Consider the following 18,851-nt stretch of genomic DNA (forward strand, 5'->3'; position numbering starts at 1 on the left):
GCTGAACAATTTTCTTCTTAATTCCTGTTCAATCCTGCCCAACTCAAGAGACTGCGCAGCTTGGTCCCATGGTACTTGTTGCGGGGAACACAGACGGTTGCCCCAGCAAAGATCGCACCTTACCAAAATATAATCAAAATAGATGACTTTGGCACCTTTTTCCCTTGCCGGAATCGACATAGTTTCCGGTTATGATCATTCGCGCTGTTACTCATCTGTTTGAATCCTGGCTTGATCCCTTTGCCGAGCGCAAGGATCTGCGCCCGCCGGGCGGGGCTTTGGGCTTCATCTGGTTTTATGTGTCGCAGGCCAAGGGTGCATTCATCGCCATGGCGCTGGCTGGCGGCGGTGTCGCGGCGATGGAAGCGGCGATGTTCTGGTTTGTCGGGCGGCTGGTCGATCTGATCGCCACGGTGCCGAGAAGCGCTGGCTGGCAGGGCCTGTTTGCCAATCACGGTGGCGAGGTGGCGGTGATTGCCCTTGCCGTCGTTGTCGTGCGGTTTTGCGTCATCACCTTCAGTGCACTGATCGAAGAACAGGTGGTGGTGCTGAATTTTCTCAATCTGGTGCGCTGGCAAAGCCATGTTCATGTCGCTCGCCAGTCGCTCGGCTTTTTCCATAATGATTTTGCCGGGCGCATCGTCACCAAGGTCTGGAGCGGCGGTCAGGCGATGGGCGATCTGCTGACCTCCGTATTGCAGGTTGGCTGGTTCATGGTGATCTATACGCTGGCGACAACGGCGCTACTGGCCGGACAGGACTGGCGGTTGGCGGTGGTGATTGCCGTCTGGGTGGCGATTTTTGCGGTTCTGGCGCGCTGGTTCGTGCCGCGCATCCGTTACCACGCCAGAGAAACGGCAGAGGCGGCATCGGCGCTGAACGGCCGTCTGGTCGACAGCTATGCCAATATCCAGACGCTGAAACTCTTTGCTCGGGAAAAGCAGAACGATCACTATATTCGTGCCGGGTTCGAGCGGTTCCAGACGGCAATCCGGCCCTTTACCCGGCTGATTACCGGCGTCCGCGCCTCTTTGGCAGCGCTGTCGGGCGTTATGATCCTGATCATTGCCGTCATCAGCGTCAATCGCTGGTTTGCTGGCGGGATGACGGCGGGTGGGGTTGCCTTCACGCTCGGTCTGGTGCTGAGACTGGCCATGCTGCTCAACCGCATGATGACCCAACTTAACGGTATGATGCGCAATCTTGGCACTGTGCAGAATGCCGCCGAAACCATTTCCGAACCGATTGGCCTCAAGGACCGGCCCGATGCCGGGACACTCACCCTGACCGGCCCCGAAATCCGCTTCGAGGATGTGCGTTTCCACTATGGCAAGGGCAAGGGCGCGCTGGAGGGTTTCAACCTGACCATCCGCCCCGGAGAGAAGGTCGGCATTGTCGGTCGTTCCGGCGCGGGCAAGACGACGCTGACCAATCTGCTGCTGCGCTTTTACGATGTCGAGGGCGGGTGCATCCTGATCGACGGAACCGATATTCGCGCCGTGACGCAGGAAAGCCTGCGGATGCATATCGGCATGGTGACCCAGGACACCGCGCTTTTGCACCGCTCGATCCGCGACAATATCCTCTTCGGTCGTGCCGATGCCAGCGAAGAGCAGTTGCGGCAGGCGGCGGAAGAGGCCGAAGCGCTGGATTTCATCGAGAAACTCGTTGATCAGCGCGGACGCACCGGCTTTGACGCCCATGTCGGCGAGCGCGGTGTAAAACTTTCCGGCGGCCAACGCCAGCGCATCGCCATTGCCCGTGTCATGCTGAAAAATGCGCCGATCCTGGTGCTGGACGAGGCGACATCGGCGCTCGATTCGGAAGTGGAGGCAGCAATCCAGTCTAATCTTGACCGGTTGATGGCCGGCAAGACGGTGCTGGCCATCGCCCACCGCCTCTCCACCATCGCCAGCCTCGACCGGCTGGTGGTGATCGACAAGGGCCGGATCATCGAGGAGGGCAGTCATGCTGATCTGCTGGCGACAGGCGGGCTCTATGCCGAACTTTGGGCGCGGCAATCGGGCGGCTTTCTTGGCAGTGAGGACCCTGATCAGGCAGCACAATGATCAAAGGTTTGAATACTCGGGCGGTTCACTGTCATCGCCCGACGTTCCGGTCCCGCAACGCAACCGATCATGTGTGCGATGCAATGCGTTCTTCCTCCTGTGACACGTCTTTCGCAGTCTGCGGTACATTCTCGTCCCTCGTGATCATTCGAATGGTCAACCGACTGCAATCAAAGGCAAATGCGTTTATGTGAATATCCGATAATTTCTGCGGCAACTTGCCACTTCTGCGATTGAACACTGGACAGTTTGCTTCTGCGCGCTTAAAAATCGTCAAGGAGGCGGAGAATCTGCTACGAGTATCAACTCGTTATGGTTGCCGTCGGGGAGCGTTGCCTGATAGCCTGATCCGGTCAGATGCCGGTTCGCAAGGGGGGATGTCCGGTGGCGATGGGGAGCATGCATTTGGGTATCCTGATTTTACCTGTGTCATGACCGGCCTTTGCCGTCGTTCATCTGGATATCGGACACTGGATATCGGAATGTGTGAACGGTTAATTCGCATTGCATTGGCGAAGAGGATGGTATGACCGTGAGCGACAAGACAAATGACAGCCAGACATTAGGGCCGGACGGTGTGGGCGAACCCACGCGACGGGATTTTCTCTATATCGCCACCGGCATGGCGGGGGCCGTTGGTGCCGTTGCTGCCGCCTGGCCATTTATCGACCAGATGCGGCCCGATGCCTCGACGCTGGCGCTGGCCTCGATTGAAGTGGATGTGTCGGCGCTGCAGCCGGGCATGTCACTGACGGTCAAATGGCGCGGCAAGCCGGTTTTCATTCGCAATCGTACCGAGAAAGAAATCGAGGACGCCAAGGGCGTGCCGATGGCCGAGTTGAAAGATCCGGTGGCGCGTAACGCCAATCTTTCTCCCGATGCCACGGCCAGCGATGTCGATCGTTCTGCTGGCAAGGGCAAGGAAAACTGGATCGTGATGATCGGCTCCTGCACCCATCTCGGTTGCGTGCCTTTGGGGCAGGCCGGTGAATATGGCGGCTGGTTCTGTCCCTGCCATGGCTCTGTCTACGATACGGCAGGCCGCATCCGCAAAGGTCCTGCGCCGGAAAACCTGCATATTCCGAATTATGCGTTCATTTCCGATAAGGTCATCCGCATCGGCTGAGGGGGAGAGTGATGAGCGAGCATTCCAGTTACCAGCCATCCACCGGCATTACGCGGTGGATCGATTCCCGCCTGCCGCTGCCGCGGCTCGTCTATGACAGTTTCATTGCCTATCCTGTGCCGCGCAATCTGAATTATGCCTATACATTCGGGGCCATGCTGGCCTTCATGCTGCTGGTGCAGATCCTGAGCGGTGTGGTGCTGGCCATGCATTATGTCGCTTCGACCACGCAGGCTTTCGATTCCGTCGAAAAGATCATGCGTGACGTCAATGACGGCTGGATGCTGCGCTATATCCATTCCAACGGCGCGTCCTTCTTCTTCATCGCCGTCTATCTGCATATGGCGCGCGGGCTTTATTACGGCTCCTACAAGGCGCCGCGTGAAATCCTATGGATGCTCGGCGTGGTGATCTTCCTTCTGATGATGGCCACGGCTTTCATGGGCTATGTGTTGCCCTGGGGGCAGATGTCGTTCTGGGGCGCGACGGTGATCACCGGCTTCTTCTCGGCCTTTCCTCTCGTCGGTGATTGGATTCAGACGTTTCTGCTGGGCGGTTTCGCTGTCGATCAGCCGACACTCAACCGCTTCTTCTCGCTGCATTATCTCTTGCCCTTCATGATTGCGGGCGTGGTGGTGCTGCATATATGGGCCCTGCATGTGACCGGCCAGACCAACCCGACCGGTGTCGAGATCAAATCGAAGACGGATACGGTGCCGTTTACACCCTATGCGACGTTGAAAGATGCTTTCGGCGTGTCGATCTTCCTGATCGTTTATGCCTGGTTCATCTTCTACATGCCGAATTTCCTCGGTCATCCCGACAATTACATCATGGCAGATCCGCTGAAGACGCCGGCCCATATCGTGCCGGAATGGTATTTCCTGCCGTTTTACGCCATGCTGAGAGCGATCACCTTCAATATCGGGCCGATCGATTCCAAGCTGGGCGGCGTGCTGATCATGTTTGGCTCGATCATCATCCTGTTTTTCCTGCCCTGGCTTGATACGTCGAGAGTGCGCTCTGCCGTCTATCGGCCCTGGTACAAGCTGTTTTTCTGGCTGTTTGTCGCTGATTGCGTGCTGCTCGGCTGGCTGGGATCGCGTCATCCGACCGATACCTACACCACCATGGCTCAGTTCGGCACGCTCTATTATTTCGGCTTCTTCCTGGTGATCATGCCATTGCTCGGCATATTTGAAACACCGCGACGGTTGCCCAATTCGATCACCGAGGCGGTTCTGGAAAAAGCCGGAAAATCCACGACCGGAACGACGGCCTGAGACGGGCGGGAGAGGATGAAATCATGAAAAGAATCCTATCGAGAAGTCTCCTGTCTCTGGCGTTTCTGGCTGGTCTCGGGGCAGTTTCCCTGGCGCTTGCACAGGATCACGGCGCCGCGGAGGAGCCGAGCTATCCGCTGAAAAAGCCGAGAGAGCAGCATTGGAGCTTTGCCGGCCCTTTCGGCACTTATGACAAGGGGCAATTACAGCGGGGTTTGAAAGTCTACAAGGAGGTCTGTTCGGCCTGTCATTCGCTAAACCTTGTCGCTTTCCGCTCATTGACAGAGCTTGGCTATTCGGAGGCGCAGGTCAAGGCTTTCGCCGCCCAGTATGAGGTGAAGGACGGCCCGAACGGCGACGGCGAGATGTATACCCGCAAGGCCATTCCGTCCGATTATTTTCCACCGCCTTTCCCGAACAAGGAAGCCGCTGCCGCCGCCAATAACGGGGCAGCCCCCCCGGATATGTCGCTTCTGGCCAAGGCGCGCGGTATCGAACGCGGGTTTCCCCAGTTCATTGAGGATATCTTCACGCAATATCAGGAGGGTGGGCCGGATTACATCTATTCGCTGCTGACCGGCTATCAAGACCCACCAGCAGGGGTGAAAATTCCGCCCGGCGCGCATTACAATCCCTATTTCGCCAATGCGGCGGTGCTGGCCATGCCGAAACCGCTGTCGGACGGCCAGGTGACCTATGATGACGGATCGCCGGAAACGGTGGATCAATATGCGCGTGATGTGTCAGCCTTCCTGATGTGGGCGGCAGAGCCGCATCTGGAAGAGCGCAAGCGCACCGGCTTCATGGTCATGGTGTTCCTGCTGATTTTCTCGACTCTGCTCTATCTGACGAAGAAGGCGGTCTATGCCGGCAAGGAGCATTGATCCTGCTGTCAAGTGAGAGCATCGTCCGAGAAGTGGGAACCGGTTTTCGGAAAACCCGATGCGGAAACAAAATCTGAGAGCATTGTGCCGATTCCGATTTTCGGCACGATGCTCTAGTCGAATGGCAGATACAAAAAGGCGGTGATGAGCCGCCTTTTTTCTTGGCGGGTTTATGACAATCCTGATAGGGTCGCCCGTAACCATGTCCTTGGCCCTTCGAGATATTTCCATGAACACAGCTTTTCAGGATCTTGCCGATTCGATCCGTTCGATTGTCGATTATCCTAAACCCGGTATTGTTTTCCGCGATATCACGACACTGCTTGGCAATCCGCGGGCGTTTCGCCGGGCCGTCGATGAACTGGTGCAGCCTTATGCCGGTACGAAGGTTGACAAGATCGCCGGAATGGAAGCCCGCGGCTTCATTCTTGGCGGCGCGGTGGCGCATCAGCTTTCTGCCGGTTTCGTGCCGATTCGCAAAAAGGGCAAGCTGCCGCATGAAACAGTGCGCATCGCCTATAGTCTCGAATATGGCGTCGATGAAATGGAAATGCATATCGATGCCGTCAAGCCCGGTGAAAAGGTCATTCTGGTCGATGACCTGATCGCCACAGGCGGCACGGCGGTCGGCGCCGTAAAGCTTCTGCGCCAGATCGGGGCGGATGTGATTTCCGCCTGTTTCGTTATCGATCTGCCCGAGCTTGGCGGGCGCAAGAAGCTCGAAGCCTTGGGCGTCGATGTCCGCACGCTGGTTGCTTTCGAAGGACATTGAATTTTGAAATTGCCGTACCACGCTCCCTGGATCAGGTCGTTGCCAGCCTGATCCCGAGAAACAGGAAACTCAGGGCAAAGGTTGTTTTGATTTTGATCATGAATTGGTTGTTGGTCATAATCTTTGTTCTGAGTTGAGCGGCAATAAGCCCGTAAAGCGTGAAGACAATGAAGGTCATCAGCATGAAGACCAGGCTGTTTTCCATCATTTTCACCATTGTGTCCGGATCGTTGGGCTGAATGGCCTGAGGCAACAGGGCCAAAAAGAAAATCGACAGTTTCGGGTTGAGAAGGTTGATCAGGACCGCATGAACGATTGTCTGTCGAGCTGTGCGTTCCGGTATGTCCGCCGACTGCATCTGGGTTCTGCCCTTCCACATCAGCATGGCCATGTAGACCAGATAGAGCGCGCCGATCAGTTTGAGCAGATGAAATAGAGCGGGGTTTGCCGCCAGTACGAAAGCGAGTCCGGCCATGGCGGCCAACATGTGGGGAACGATGCCCATGGTGCAGCCGAAGGCGGCCACCACAGCACCGGGTTTTCCCCGTGCCAGTCCTGTGGCAATCGTAAAAAGAGCACCTGTTCCAGGCGTCATGATCACAATTAACGATGTCAGCAGGAAGTCGATGTGCATGGCTCTACCTCATTGTGGTCGCCATGAGGTTAGGATGTGATATCCGGCATCGTCTTGAAAGAAATTGCAGGCTTGCTGAAATCGGATGAGATGTCAGCAAGCCTACCGGAGATGTGCGGCAACCCTCATGATCGGTCAAGGGCTGCGTTTATCTTATAAAACCTGTCCGGGCCGGATCATGCGCTCGCTTTGAAATCGGCATCGTCAGAATCCGGCCCGCCCATCGACAAATCCAACACATGCCCTTTCACTCGGGCTTGCTGTCTTGCGACGGTTTCTCTGCCATTGAGCGCGGATGTCTTCGCCTTGGATACCGGCTTGCCAGCAAGGTTGGTCGTGAACTGCGGCTTTGACGAAGGATGAGAGCGTGTCTGCGCTCTCCTGCCATCGGCGCTTTCAACTTTGAAGAAGGCGATGGAAGCCTGAAGCTCCTCGGCCTGTGAGGCGAGTTCTTCGGAGGTTGCCGATACTTCTTCGGAGGCTCCGGCGTTCTGCTGGGTTACCTTGTCGAGCTGCTGGATTGCTTCATTGATCTGGCTTGCGCCGATATCCTGTTCGCGGCAGGCGGCGGAGATTTCGGCAACCAGTTCCGCCGTCTTGCGAATGTCTGGCACGAGGCGGCCAAGCATTGCTCCGGCTTCCGTGGCAACACTCACGGTTTCACCTGAAAGGCCGCTGATTTCGGCTGCTGCCGTCTGGCTGCGTTCGGCAAGTTTGCGCACTTCGGAGGCAACGACGGCAAAACCTTTGCCGTGTTCTCCGGCACGGGCAGCTTCCACCGCTGCATTCAAGGCGAGAAGGTCCGTCTGGCGGGCAATCTCCTGGACGATGGAAATTTTTTCGCTGATCTTTTGCATTGCAGCCACCGCCCGATTGACGGCCTGACCCGAAGTTTCCGCATCCCTGGACGATTGACGCGCGATCTTTTCAGTCTGGGCGGCATTGTCAGCGTTTTGCTTGATATTGGCTGCCATTTCTTCCATCGAGGCTGCAGCTTCCTCAGTGGAGGCAGCCTGTTCGGCAGCCCCTTGCGAAAGCTGCTCGGACGCGGAGGATAGCTGCTGCGAACCCGTTGAGACATTATCGCTTGCGGCCAAGGCATCGGCAACGACCCCGCGAAGCCTCTCGACCATGGACTGGAGAGAAAATCCAAGAGTGTCCTTGTCGGAAAGCGGCTTCGGCTCGACAGTCAAGTCGCCATTGGCAATCTGGTCGGCAATGGTCGCCGTATTGCGCAGGTTGTCGACCAGGTTGTTGATCGCGTTCTTCATCCGCTCATGGTCGCCTTCGCATTCGATCTCCACACGCTCCGTCAAATCTCCCAGACTGACCTGACGCAGAACACGGTTGCCCTCCGAGATCGGAAGAATGATCGCGTCCAGCATGCCGTTGATTCCTGCGACCAGCTTGGAAAAATCACCGACGAAATGATCGGCAGCACCTCGCTCGGAGAGTTTGCCGGCTATGGACGCGGCAATCAGGCGCTGAAGCTCAGCGGTAATGGCACGGAGATTGCCGCGCAGCGTTTCGACTGTCTCATTGATGAAAGCCTTCTTGCCCGGGAACTGTTCGAGAGGCGCGTCGAAATTACCTTCGCCCAGCTCCTTGACGCAGGCCATGGCCTTTTTCTTCACGGAGATGTGGCCGGCAACCATGTCATTTATGCCCTTGGCCATCGTGGCAAAGTCACCCTTGAAATGGTCCACCGGCACGAAGACATCGATATCGCCCTTGTCGTGCTCGCTCGACATCTTGTTCATCTCATTGATCAAGGCACGGAGATTGCCGCGCAGCGTCTCGACCGTTTCATTGATGAACGCCTTCTTGCCGGGAAACTGTTCGAGAGGCGCGTTGAAATTGCCTTCGCCCAGTTCCTTGACGCAGGCCATGGCCTTTTTCTTCACGGAGATGTGGCCGGCAACCATGTCATTTATGCCCTTGGCCATCGTGGCAAAGTCACCCTTGAAATGGTCCACCGGCACGAAGACATCGATATCGCCCTTGTCGTGCTCGCTCGACATCTTGTTCATCTCATTGATCAAGGCACGGAGATTGCCGCGCAGCGTCTCGACCGTTTCATTGATGAACGCCTTCTTGCCGGGAAACTGTTCGAGAGGCGCGTTGAAATTGCCTTCGCCCAGTTCCTTGACGCAGGCCATGGCCTTTTTCTTCACGGAGATGTGGCCGGCAACCATGTCATTTATGCCCTTGGCCATCGTGGCAAAGTCACCCTTGAAATGGTCCACCGGCACGAAGACATCGATATCGCCCTTGTCGTGCTCGCTCGACATCTTGTTCATCTCATTGATCAAGGCACGGAGATTGCCGCGCAGCGTCTCGACCGTTTCATTGATGAACGCCTTCTTGCCGGGAAACTGTTCGAGAGGCGCGTTGAAATTGCCTTCGCCCAGTTCCTTGACGCAGGCCATGGCCTTTTTCTTCACGGAGATGTGGCCGGCAACCATGTCATTTATGCCCTTGGCCATCGTGGCAAAGTCACCCTTGAAATGGTCCACCGGCACGAAGACATCGATATCGCCCTTGTCGTGCTCGCTCGACATCTTGTTCATCTCATTGATCAGGCCACGCAGATTGCCGCGCAGCGTCTCGATCGTCTCATTGATGAACGCTTTCTTGCCCGGAAACTGTTCGAGAGGCGCGTTGAAATTGCCTTCGCCCAGTTCCTTGACGCAGGCCATGGCCTTTTTCTTCACCGCGATGTGGCCGGCAACCATCTCGTTTATGCCCCTGGCCATCGAGGTGAAGTCCCCGTTAAACGCCTCTGGCGACAACATAAAATCAATGTCGCCCTTGTCGTGGTTCTCAGACATCTGTGCCAGCGAGGTCTTAAGCTTTAGCATGGGCTGTGTGGCCGCTTCCAAAAGGGTGTTCACGGCGTTCAGCATCTCTCTGGCGTCGCCTGTCGCGATATCCGGATTTGCACGCTCCGACATGTTTCCGCTCGAAAGGCTGGCACAGATGCGATTGATCTCAGCCAGAGCCACCTGAGATTTTGAAGATTTCTTCATTTGCGTGTAGAAAGACATACTATTTCCCCCACTGGAAGCTGTTTTGGAATTTTCCTCTCTGGCAAATCGTAAACGCTTGCGGCATCCGCGCTCTGAACTATGGACTGGCCAGACGTGGGAAGAGATGCATACGCATCATCGTCCGACTTGATGTTTCTGCCAAATCCAGATGCCAAGCTCCTGCTTGTCACCCCTCACAAACCCGACGGCCGGTACAGGTTCGTCAGTTCCGAAAACATACGTTCCAGCTTTTCAGCGGCTCCAGCATTGGGAGCAATTTGTCAAATTTGCTCTTTTAGATTGACCCATGATCAAATCTGCGAAGGAAACATTCCAACCATGTGTTGTGCAACCTAAGCTATAAATATTAACAGTTAAATATGTCCTAAAGTTCTTATTCAACTTTGAGTATCTTGGTTGTCTGGAAGGCAGCAGGCCTCAGACCATAGCGCTTCTTGAATTCGCGGGTCATATGGCTTTGGTCGGCATAGCCGCAGGCTGCAGCACTCTCGGCAAGATGGACGCCAGCCATGATCATCCGCCGGGCAAGCTCGGCCCTCCGATTCAGAATGAAGGCGTGCGGTGTCAGTCCGGTCATGGCCTGAAATGCCCGCAAAATCTGGAACCGGCTCACATTGGCCACCCGGGCCATGTCCTCCAGAGACAGATTGGCGGTTGGATCGTCACAGATCATCTGGTGCACCTTCTGCAGGGATGCATCGGTGCTGCGCAAATGCCGTACGCCCCGCCTGGCGAGCACAGGCGCCAGCAGGCCGAGCATGGCTTCTTCCAGTGCCAGTGATCTCATCGGCTGATCCGTTGCCATCACAATGCGGAACGCGCGCTTGAAGCGCTGAGACAGGGATGGATCGGCGATCACAGGTTTTTCAAATTCGATCTCTCCGCTCGCCTGCCATCCTGTCTTGAGATCGCCGAGAAATTCAGGCGCCATGTAGATCATCATCCATTCCCGGCCATGATGACCAATCGGCGCACCATCATGCACTTCACCGGGATTGAGAGTGATGATATTGCCCGGCTCCGAAACGACCTGACCACGGCCTGAGGCGGATATCTGGCCTCCCTTGATGAGGAGGCCTATGCCAAACTCCTCATGCATATGCCGGGGGAATGTGTGATTGCTGGCGGCGCAAACGACGCGAAGCCGGGTATCGGCAGGCAGGAACAAGCGAAACTCCTGACGCTGCGCCATGTTCCTTAACCTTGGATCGCTGTTTCGATATCCTTTGCAATCTCGTCCGGCGTCGTCATCGGTGCGTAACGGGCGATGGGCTTTCCGCTGCGATCAATCAGGAATTTGGTGAAATTCCATTTGATCGCCTCGGTTCCGAGAATGCCTGGCAGGTCGTGGGTGAGATATTTGTAGAGCGGATGGGCGTTTTCGCCATTGACCTCGATCTTGGCGAACAGCGGAAAACTGACCTTATAGTTCAGGTCGCAGAAGCTGGCGATCTCGGCTTCCGTGCCCGGTTCCTGACCGCCGAACTGGTTGCAGGGAAAGCCGAGAATGACGAGATCATCGCCAAAGCGCTGATAAAGCGCCTCCAGTCCCTGATATTGTGGGGTGAGGCCGCATTTGCTGGCGGTGTTGACGATCAGGAGCAGCTTTCCGGCAAAGTCCGAAAGCCTGCACTCCTTGCCGGTGATGTCTGTGGCGGAAAAATCATGCACGTTCATGCGGCACCTCCTGCTCCAGAACCACACTGGTGAAGCGCAGAACCGGCTCGTTCTTCTGGTTGAACCCTTCGGCAATGCTGGTGTTGATGCGCCAACCGGGGCGCGAGGCAAGAGCGCGGCTGGTCTTGGCCGTCAGGCTGTAGGTAATATCATCGCCGACAAAAACCGGCTTCAGCCATTTCAGATCGCGAAATCCGGGGGAGGGGCCGAGGATCGGGGGCGTTTTGCCTTCGGCGCGCAGCGCCTCCGTCGTTGATTGCCAATAGTCGAAAAGACAGCGCATCCATCCCGCGCAGCTATGCCAGCCGGAAGCGCAGAGTGCGCCGAAGACAAAATTTTGTGCCGCCTCTTCATCGGTGTGGAAGGGTTGCGGGTCGAATGCGCGGGCAAAGGTGAGAATATCGTCGCGGCTGAAGTGGCGGGTGCCGAGGATGATTTTTTCATCGACAGGGAAAATATCGAGCATGTTCATGATCCGGCCTCCATGCTTTTCTGGCGCATCATCACGGCGTTGCGGCAGATCAGCACCGTTTCGCCAGTCTGATTGTCAAGCTCATGGCGAAAGGTGACCATGCCGAGGCCGGGGCGGGAGTTGAGAAGGCGGGCTTCCTCAACAATGGAGCGGCCTTCCAGCCGATCACCGGCCATGACCGGCTTTTTCCAGTCCATGAATTCGATGCCCGGTGCGCCCTGGCAGGAGGAGCGGCCGATATAGCTGTCGAACATCATGCGCATCAACAGCGCGGAGGAATGCCAGCCGGAGGCGGCGAGCCCGCCGAGCAGGCTTGCCTTGCCTGCTTCTTCTGACAAATGCATGGGCTGTGGGTCGAACTGACTGGCAAAGGCGATGATTTCCTCTGCCGTCATCTGTTTCGGTCCAAGCGCAAATTCTGCGCCGACCGGAAAATCCTCATAATAGAAATCAATTTGCTGCACGTGCTCTCTCCTCTTGCCAGACAGGTTTAACGCCGGGAGAGGGAGGCTGCAATGCCAATAAGCTCAGAGCATGACGTGCAAAGCGTCTGCCGATTTGCACGTCATGGCGTCAAGATCAGGTGTTGAAGCGGAAGTGGATGACGTCACCGTCATGCACGACATATTCCTTGCCTTCGTCGCGGGCCTTTCCGGCTTCCTTGGCGCCGGTTTCACCACCGAACTGAATGAAATCCTCGTAGGCGATGGTGTTGGCGCGAATGAAGCCACGCTCGAAATCGGAATGGATGACGCCTGCGGCCTGCGGTGCCTTGGTGCCGCGCTTGATCGTCCAGGCGCGGCATTCCTTCGGGCCGACGGTGAAATAGGTGATGAGATCGAGCAGCTTGTAACCGGCGCGAATCAGCCGGTCGAGGCCGGCTTCGTCAAGGCCGAGTTCGGAGAGGAATTCGACCGATTCCTCATCCGGCAATTGCGCCACTTCCGCTTCGATGGCCGCCGAGATGATTACGGTTTCGGCCCCTTGCGCTTTGGCCATCTCCGCCACGGCAGCGGTGTACGGGTTGCCGGTGGCAGCGTCGCCTTCTGCGACATTGCAGACATAGAGAACCGGATGGGCGGTCAGGAGGTTCAATCCCTGAAGAATGCGGATGTCATCGGCATCCAGCGTCGCAAGCAGGGTGCGGACCGGCTTGCCCTCCTGCAACAGCTTCAGCGAGGCTTCCATGATCGGCAATTGCGCCTGGGACTCCTTGTCCTTGCCGGTGGCGCGCTTGCGGGTCTGTTCGGTGCGGCGCTCGAGACTGTCGAGATCGGCCAGCATCAGTTCGGTTTCGATGGTTTCGGCATCGGCCACCGGATCGATCCGGCCTTCGACATGGGTGATATCGGTGTCTTCAAAGCAGCGCAGCACATGCACCACCGCGTCCACCTCGCGGATATTGGCGAGAAACTGGTTGCCCAGTCCTTCACCCTTGGAGGCGCCGCGCACCAGACCGGCAATGTCGACGAAGGAAATACGGGTCGGGATGATTTCCTTCGACTTGGCGATATCGGCCAGTTTCCTCATGCGCGGGTCCGGCACGGCCACTTCGCCCGTGTTTGGCTCGATGGTGCAGAAGGGATAATTGGCCGCCTGCGCCGCAGCCGTCTTGGTCAGCGCGTTGAAGAGGGTGGACTTGCCGACATTCGGCAGGCCCACGATGCCGCATTTGAAGCCCATGAGTATATTCCATATTGAAAGACAGCGTTCCTGCCTTGCCTATGGGGGAAGGGGCGCTTGCGGTCAAGAGATCACGGGCTTGAAGATGCAAAGACTTGGTCTTACCTTGGGGAGCAATTGAATGGCGGGAGGTTCCAATGCCTGACAAGGACATTGCCCTGAAGCCCAGGGTCAAGACGGAAAAGAAGCTGGATCGACCCAAGCTTTACAAGGTCATTCTCAACAATGACGATTTTACCCCGCGCGAATTCGTCACCATCGTGCTCAAAGCCATTTTCCGCATGAGCGAAGAGGCGGGCTACCGCGTGATGATGACCGCGCATAAATTCGGCTCCGCCGTCGTGGTCGTCTGCCAGAAGGATATTGCCGAAACCAAGGCCAAGGAGGCCAATGATCTCGGCAAGGAAGCTGGCTTTCCGCTGCTGTTCACGACAGAGCCGGAGGAGTGATGAAGTGTCAGGCGGAACGTCTGATCTGAAAACCGGTCTTGTTCTGAACGAAACCGCAGGCTTCGTAAAAACGGTGAACGGCGGGGCGGTTGCTGCCGGTGAGCAGCATGACCTTGTAGCATCCCGCCTGCCATGCAGCATCGATGGCGTAGGTGACCACAGCCTTGCCAAACCCACGACCACGATGCGTTTCAAGGCTGACGACATTTTCAATCAGGGCATAAGGCCGCATCGATCGGGTCAGATTCGGTATGACGATCAGTGTTGCCGTAGAAGCAGGCGAGCCGGTTTCGTCAAGACCGAGAAAGATGGTCATGCCGGGATGAGACAGCATTCGGGCATACAGCGCCGTGCGCCATATATGGCGCACAAAGGTCGCTGTAGCACTTTAAATTTGCTGCATAATTTTATCCTTAAATCGATTCCGATTTAAGGAATTATGCAGTAGGTCTCTGTGGCCGTTGTGACTGATAATGCCTGATTGTCACGGCTGAGATGGCAATAAAGATTGAGCAGGGATTGTAGATCGTCATTTCTTGCCGGACGGACAGGGCTTGCCGGACGGACAGGGATCATCACATCACTCCTTCTTCTCGCCGAACATTTTTTTCAGCATCTCCGCCATCGGTCCCGTTTCCGGTAGTTTTTTTGGCTGGGCGCTGTTGCGGGTCTGATGAATATGAGATTTGGCCGGTTTTGCCTGTTTGGGCTTTTCCTCTTCTGCCTTTGATCCGGTCGCAAGCGCCAGCTTGTTCATCAACTGGCTGTCTTCGCCACGCACCAGCATGTCGGCATTTTTCGCCAGCGCATCGAGAAGCGGGTCGAGCCAGTCACGGTCGGATTTGGCGAAATCGCCAAGAACATGGCCCTGCACCCGGGATTTGTCGCCCGGATGGCCGATGCCGAGTCTCAGGCGGCGGTAATTCAGCCCGCAATGGGCGTCCAGCGATTTGATGCCGTTATGACCGCCATGGCCGCCGCCGCTTTTGATGCGGGCTTTTCCGGGCGCCAGATCCAGCTCGTCATAGATCGCGACAATATCTTCCGGTGCAAGCTTGTAGAAGCGCATGGCTTCCCCCACAGCCTCGCCGGAGAGGTTCATATAGGTCTGCGGTTTGATCAGCAGGATTTTTTCACCCGCCAGCGTTCCGTCCGATATCTCTGCCTTGAATTTCTTCGACCAGGGGGAAAAACCATGAGCATCGTGAATGGCATCCACGGCCATGAAGCCGATATTGTGGCGATTTCCAGCATATTGGCCGCCCGGATTTCCGAGCCCGGCAATGATCATCATCGGCGCAGTCCTGCAAGTCTGTCTTTGCCTGTGCCGGACCATTCGACGCGACACAGCAAAACGGGTTTGAAACCTGTCCGGCTGTATCATGGGGTCAACGGGAGCGCCATAGGCCTTTAACGATCAGACCGCAGCCATGAGCGGGTTCAATTGGTGTTTTGCTGTTGCATCAGCCCATAGGTTTTGAAAATTTTGGCCTGGGTGCCATTGGCGATCAACCGATTGAGGTTTGCCTGCATTTTTTCGATCAGCCTGTCCGGGACGTCCTTGTTGCAGGCAATGGCGAATTTCTGCTCCGTCAGCACGAATTGCTGTTTGACCGGATGCCCTTCCTTGACCAGTTTCTGGTAGAATTTTTCCGAAATCGGCATGAGATCGATCCGGCCACTTTCCAGCTTGTGAATGGTCAGCTCCAGATTGGCTGCCAGGTCGATATCGGTAAAGCCGTTTCTCTCCAGAAAGTTTTGCGTAAAGTCGTTGCGCTGGGTGCCGATGCTGTACTGGCGTGCTTCCTTGATGGAGTGGATCTGATGCGGCCAGTCGGCACGGCTCATGACGATGTTGCGGTCGAAGGCGAGCGGCTCTATCCATTTGAACAGGGCATCGCGTTCGGGAATATGGGCGGTGGTGAAGACGCATGTCTGCGGATCGCTTTGCGCCAGCGCATAAGCCCGCGCCCATGGCATCATTTCGATGGTGTAATCGGCAGGAATGCCCTCCATCAGCAACTTCACCTGATCGTAGCCTGCCCCCTTAGGCGTTCCGGCATCCATGAAATTATAGGGTGGATAATCCTCCGTCGTGAACTGGATCCTGTCTTCAGCCCTGACAGTTTCATGCGCCAGAAGAGGAAGGTTCAGAAGGATAATCGATGCAAGAATGGGGATGCTGAACCTGTTCAGGAATTGTCCCGTTGCAGCATGCTTATGGGTCACTCGATTTTCTCCCCGTTCTGGTAGAGAGGCGGCGCATCAGCCAAAGGCTGGCGGTCTTATCTCGGTTTGACGCGCATACCGCGCCCTCAGTGTTTCGATCGCCAAGGGTTTGTCGAAGAGATAGCCCTGGCCATAATCGACGCCAAATGTCTTCAACCCCTCGCATTGCGCCTGGTCTTCAATCCCTTCGGCCACCACGCGGCATTTCATCTTGTGTGACATGGCGACAATGCTTTCGATCAGCATCAGGCTGCGTTCGCGTTCGTGGGTGGATTGCGCCGTCATCGAGCGGATGAAGGACTGGTCGATCTTGATGATGTCCACCGGAAAACGACCGAGATAACTGAGCGAGGAATATCCGGTGCCGAAATCGTCAAGCGCAATGCGACAGCCGAAGGCACTGAGTTTTTGCAGGATCGTCAGGATTTGCGGATTGTCCTGAAGAAAGCTCGCCTCTGTAATTTCCAGCACAATGCGGGCGGGATCGATATTGAACAAATGCACGGCGCTGACCAGCCAGACCGGAAGGCTGGGCTCGATCTGGATCGGCGAAAGGTTGAGAGTCAAATAGGATGTCCGGTCGCCGCTCATGTCCGACAGCTCGACGAAATGTTCAAAGGCTTTGCCGAACACCTGCTTGCCCACATCGTGGATCAGGCCGGTTTCTTCTGCGACCGAAATGATCTCCATTGGCGGCAACACGCCCTTTTCCGGATGACGCAACCGCATCAACGACTCGTAGCCAACTGTAGCGCCGGTTTGAAGATCGACAATCGGCTGGAGAAAGGCATCGAACCAATCATGGCGCAGTGCCTGATCGATGGTGCGTTCGGTTTCGGCCAGGCTGCGTGTTGAGCGGGCAATGCCATCATGGAAGACTTGCAGCCCGTTTTTGCCGGACCGCTTGCGGCTATACATGGCCATGTCAGATTTTTGCAGCAGTTCGGCGGCCGTCCTGGCATGATGCGGATAAAGCGCGATGCCGATGCTGGCGCTCAGCCGGGTGGCCATGCCCTTGATGATGAAAGGATTGTCGAAAATCGTCCCAATGGCGCGAGCGAGATCGTAAGCCTCTTGCTCTGCCCTGTCGGTGTCGTCACAGCTCAAGAGAATGGCAAATTCATCGCCGCCGATACGTGCTGCCACGGCCTTGTCCGGCAGATGGTGGTTCAGCATCGCCACCATCATGCGCAGGCTCTTGTCGCCAGCCTGATGACCGAGATTATCATTGATCCATTTGAACCGGTCGAGGTCGATGAACAGGCATGCAAGCGCACCGGCCTGACGGCTGGCGGCAACAATGCCCTCATCAAGAGCCGCCTCGAAACCCTGCCGGTTCATCAGACCGGTCAGATGGTCGGTAATGGCTTGCCTGCGGTTGCGCTCCTCCGACTGTTTGAGCGCGGTGATATCGGTCATTACACTCAATGACAGCAGGTCATTGCCGCCATCAACAGGACTGCGGGATTCGTGGATCAGCACATCCACGATCCGTCCGTCGGCGGCGATAAAGCGGGTGGTGTGCTCGCGCTGGCCGGGTGTGCCGTTCTGGGTTTCACGAAAGGCTTTGTAATCTTGGCGGGCGTCCTCATCGACCATATCGCCAAACCGGGTGCCGATCACGGATTGGCGGTCATAGCCTGTTGCCAGGGTCCAGTAATCGCTGACGCTGACGATGCGATCATCCGTATCGACAGAAAACAGCATGGCGGGCGTGGTGTTGTAGATCCTGGTTATCAGGCTGTGGGCGGTTTTCAGCTCGATCTCTTCCGCCTGCAGCTGCATCTGCATGGCATTGAAACTGTTTGCCAGTCGGCCCATCTCATCTTCGGAGCGCCAGTCGACAGAATGGCGCGAGCCCAGGCGCCGGGTTGCCTCTATGGCAGCGGTCAGCTTCAGAAGCGGACGCATGATCATCAACCGGTTGCCGATCACCGCCGCGGCGATGACGATCATCACAGCCAGAATGAAGATGGCGATAAAAATACCCTCTTTCTGTTTAAGATCGCTGAAAAGATTGATTTTACGGGTCCAGATTGTCAGAGAGCCAACTGTTTTCGGCCCTTCGGGATGATTATAGACAATCGCCTGAACGCGCGCGTTCATGTTGTGAGCGGCAAGCGGTATGTTTGCAGGCAGAACAATGTCGATATCGCCGGTCATATCCTTGACTTCGGCGCGGATGACATTGGCGTTGGAGACAAGGGCCTGGGTAATCTGGCGAGCGCTTTCCTTGTCGAAATCCCAGAGCGGTTTTGCCAAAGCCTGAGCATTGGCCGACAGAAGAATGGTTACGGCATTTGTCTGTTCGGAGGTGGAGCGGTCAGAGGATAACAGCAGAAAAAGACTGAAAAGCGGTACGATAAAAACGAAGACCGTTCCGGCCACCAGAGCAAGAAATCGTTTTTCGACCGAGCGGTTCATCCTGTCAGGGCCCTGCTATGACTGCTGCATCACCATTGTTGCGTGGCCTTAAGGCCAGTCATGGCATGAATGCAGGATCAGCGTGTGAATATGCTTTTT

The 18,851-nt window shown here is 56.2% G+C and carries 17 protein-coding genes; 6 read left to right on the forward strand and 11 right to left on the reverse strand.

Going from position 1 to position 18,851, the window contains the following annotated elements; all coding sequences use genetic code 11:
- The first annotated feature begins 191 nt into the window (after positions 1 to 191).
- From NAC44_RS02550 to NAC44_RS02570, 5 genes are all read left to right on the forward strand, one after another.
- Positions 192 to 2,069, forward strand: a complete 1,878-nt coding sequence (locus NAC44_RS02550; protein ID WP_250937465.1) for an ABC transporter ATP-binding protein — start codon at positions 192 to 194, stop codon at positions 2,067 to 2,069.
- Positions 2,070 to 2,601: 532 nt separating this feature from the next.
- Entirely contained in the window at positions 2,602 to 3,195 is a 594-nt protein-coding gene (petA, locus tag NAC44_RS02555; protein WP_338022048.1) for a ubiquinol-cytochrome c reductase iron-sulfur subunit, read from the forward strand.
- A gap of 11 nt (positions 3,196 to 3,206) precedes the next feature.
- Positions 3,207 to 4,478 (forward strand): cytochrome b, encoded by a 1,272-nt coding sequence (locus tag NAC44_RS02560; protein ID WP_250937467.1) that lies wholly within the window; start codon positions 3,207 to 3,209, stop codon positions 4,476 to 4,478.
- Between the two features lie 23 nt (positions 4,479 to 4,501).
- A complete protein-coding gene (locus NAC44_RS02565) occupies positions 4,502 to 5,362 on the forward strand; it encodes a cytochrome c1 (RefSeq protein ID WP_250937469.1) in 861 nt (286 codons plus the stop codon).
- A 229-nt stretch (positions 5,363 to 5,591) separates the two neighbouring features.
- Positions 5,592 to 6,134: an adenine phosphoribosyltransferase gene (locus tag NAC44_RS02570; RefSeq protein ID WP_250937471.1), complete on the forward strand. Its 543-nt coding sequence runs from the start codon at positions 5,592 to 5,594 to the stop codon at positions 6,132 to 6,134.
- Between the two features lie 31 nt (positions 6,135 to 6,165).
- Here the strand turns inward: NAC44_RS02570 and NAC44_RS02575 are convergent, their stop codons facing one another.
- From NAC44_RS02575 to ychF, 7 genes are all read right to left on the reverse strand, one after another.
- Complete coding sequence (locus NAC44_RS02575) at positions 6,166 to 6,729, reverse strand: LysE family translocator (RefSeq protein WP_250937472.1); 564 nt, start codon at positions 6,727 to 6,729, stop codon at positions 6,166 to 6,168.
- Positions 6,730 to 6,944: 215 nt separating this feature from the next.
- On the reverse strand, positions 6,945 to 9,815 hold the full coding sequence (locus NAC44_RS02580) for a methyl-accepting chemotaxis protein (RefSeq protein ID WP_420839840.1): 2,871 nt from the start codon (positions 9,813 to 9,815) through the stop codon (positions 6,945 to 6,947).
- A gap of 376 nt (positions 9,816 to 10,191) precedes the next feature.
- On the reverse strand, positions 10,192 to 11,010 hold the full coding sequence (locus tag NAC44_RS02590) for an AraC family transcriptional regulator (RefSeq protein WP_250937474.1): 819 nt from the start codon (positions 11,008 to 11,010) through the stop codon (positions 10,192 to 10,194).
- A gap of 5 nt (positions 11,011 to 11,015) precedes the next feature.
- Positions 11,016 to 11,495, reverse strand: a complete 480-nt coding sequence (locus tag NAC44_RS02595; RefSeq protein WP_250937476.1) for a glutathione peroxidase — start codon at positions 11,493 to 11,495, stop codon at positions 11,016 to 11,018.
- Positions 11,482 to 11,967, reverse strand: a complete 486-nt coding sequence (locus tag NAC44_RS02600) for a MaoC family dehydratase (RefSeq protein ID WP_250937477.1) — start codon at positions 11,965 to 11,967, stop codon at positions 11,482 to 11,484. Before NAC44_RS02600 ends, NAC44_RS02595 begins: the two co-directional genes overlap by 14 nt.
- Positions 11,964 to 12,431 carry a MaoC family dehydratase gene (locus NAC44_RS02605; RefSeq protein ID WP_250937479.1) on the reverse strand — a complete coding sequence of 156 codons (468 nt, stop codon included), beginning with the start codon at positions 12,429 to 12,431 and terminating at the stop codon, positions 11,964 to 11,966. Before NAC44_RS02605 ends, NAC44_RS02600 begins: the two co-directional genes overlap by 4 nt.
- 115 nt (positions 12,432 to 12,546) lie before the next feature.
- A complete protein-coding gene (ychF, locus tag NAC44_RS02610) occupies positions 12,547 to 13,650 on the reverse strand; it encodes a redox-regulated ATPase YchF (RefSeq protein WP_250937481.1) in 1,104 nt (367 codons plus the stop codon).
- A gap of 137 nt (positions 13,651 to 13,787) precedes the next feature.
- Here ychF and clpS point away from each other — a divergent pair, with 137 nt between their 5' ends.
- Entirely contained in the window at positions 13,788 to 14,099 is a 312-nt protein-coding gene (gene clpS, locus NAC44_RS02615) for an ATP-dependent Clp protease adapter ClpS (protein ID WP_250937483.1), read from the forward strand.
- Between the two features lie 7 nt (positions 14,100 to 14,106).
- Here the strand turns inward: clpS and NAC44_RS02620 are convergent, their stop codons facing one another.
- From NAC44_RS02620 to NAC44_RS02635, 4 genes are all read right to left on the reverse strand, one after another.
- Complete coding sequence (locus NAC44_RS02620; RefSeq protein ID WP_338022050.1) at positions 14,107 to 14,469, reverse strand: GNAT family N-acetyltransferase; 363 nt, start codon at positions 14,467 to 14,469, stop codon at positions 14,107 to 14,109.
- 210 nt (positions 14,470 to 14,679) lie between these two features.
- Positions 14,680 to 15,393 (reverse strand): aminoacyl-tRNA hydrolase, encoded by a 714-nt coding sequence (gene pth, locus NAC44_RS02625; RefSeq protein WP_250937484.1) that lies wholly within the window; start codon positions 15,391 to 15,393, stop codon positions 14,680 to 14,682.
- Positions 15,394 to 15,539: 146 nt separating this feature from the next.
- The gene (locus NAC44_RS02630) at positions 15,540 to 16,328 is read right to left on the reverse strand and encodes a substrate-binding periplasmic protein (protein ID WP_338022051.1); all 789 of its coding nucleotides are present in this window, start codon (positions 16,326 to 16,328) and stop codon (positions 15,540 to 15,542) included.
- A 36-nt stretch (positions 16,329 to 16,364) separates the two neighbouring features.
- Positions 16,365 to 18,752 (reverse strand): EAL domain-containing protein, encoded by a 2,388-nt coding sequence (locus NAC44_RS02635; protein WP_250937485.1) that lies wholly within the window; start codon positions 18,750 to 18,752, stop codon positions 16,365 to 16,367.
- Positions 18,753 to 18,851: the final 99 nt, after the last annotated feature.

The sequence above is a fragment of the Allorhizobium sonneratiae genome, assembly GCF_023700755.1.
Classification (GTDB): domain Bacteria; phylum Pseudomonadota; class Alphaproteobacteria; order Rhizobiales; family Rhizobiaceae; genus Allorhizobium; species Allorhizobium sonneratiae.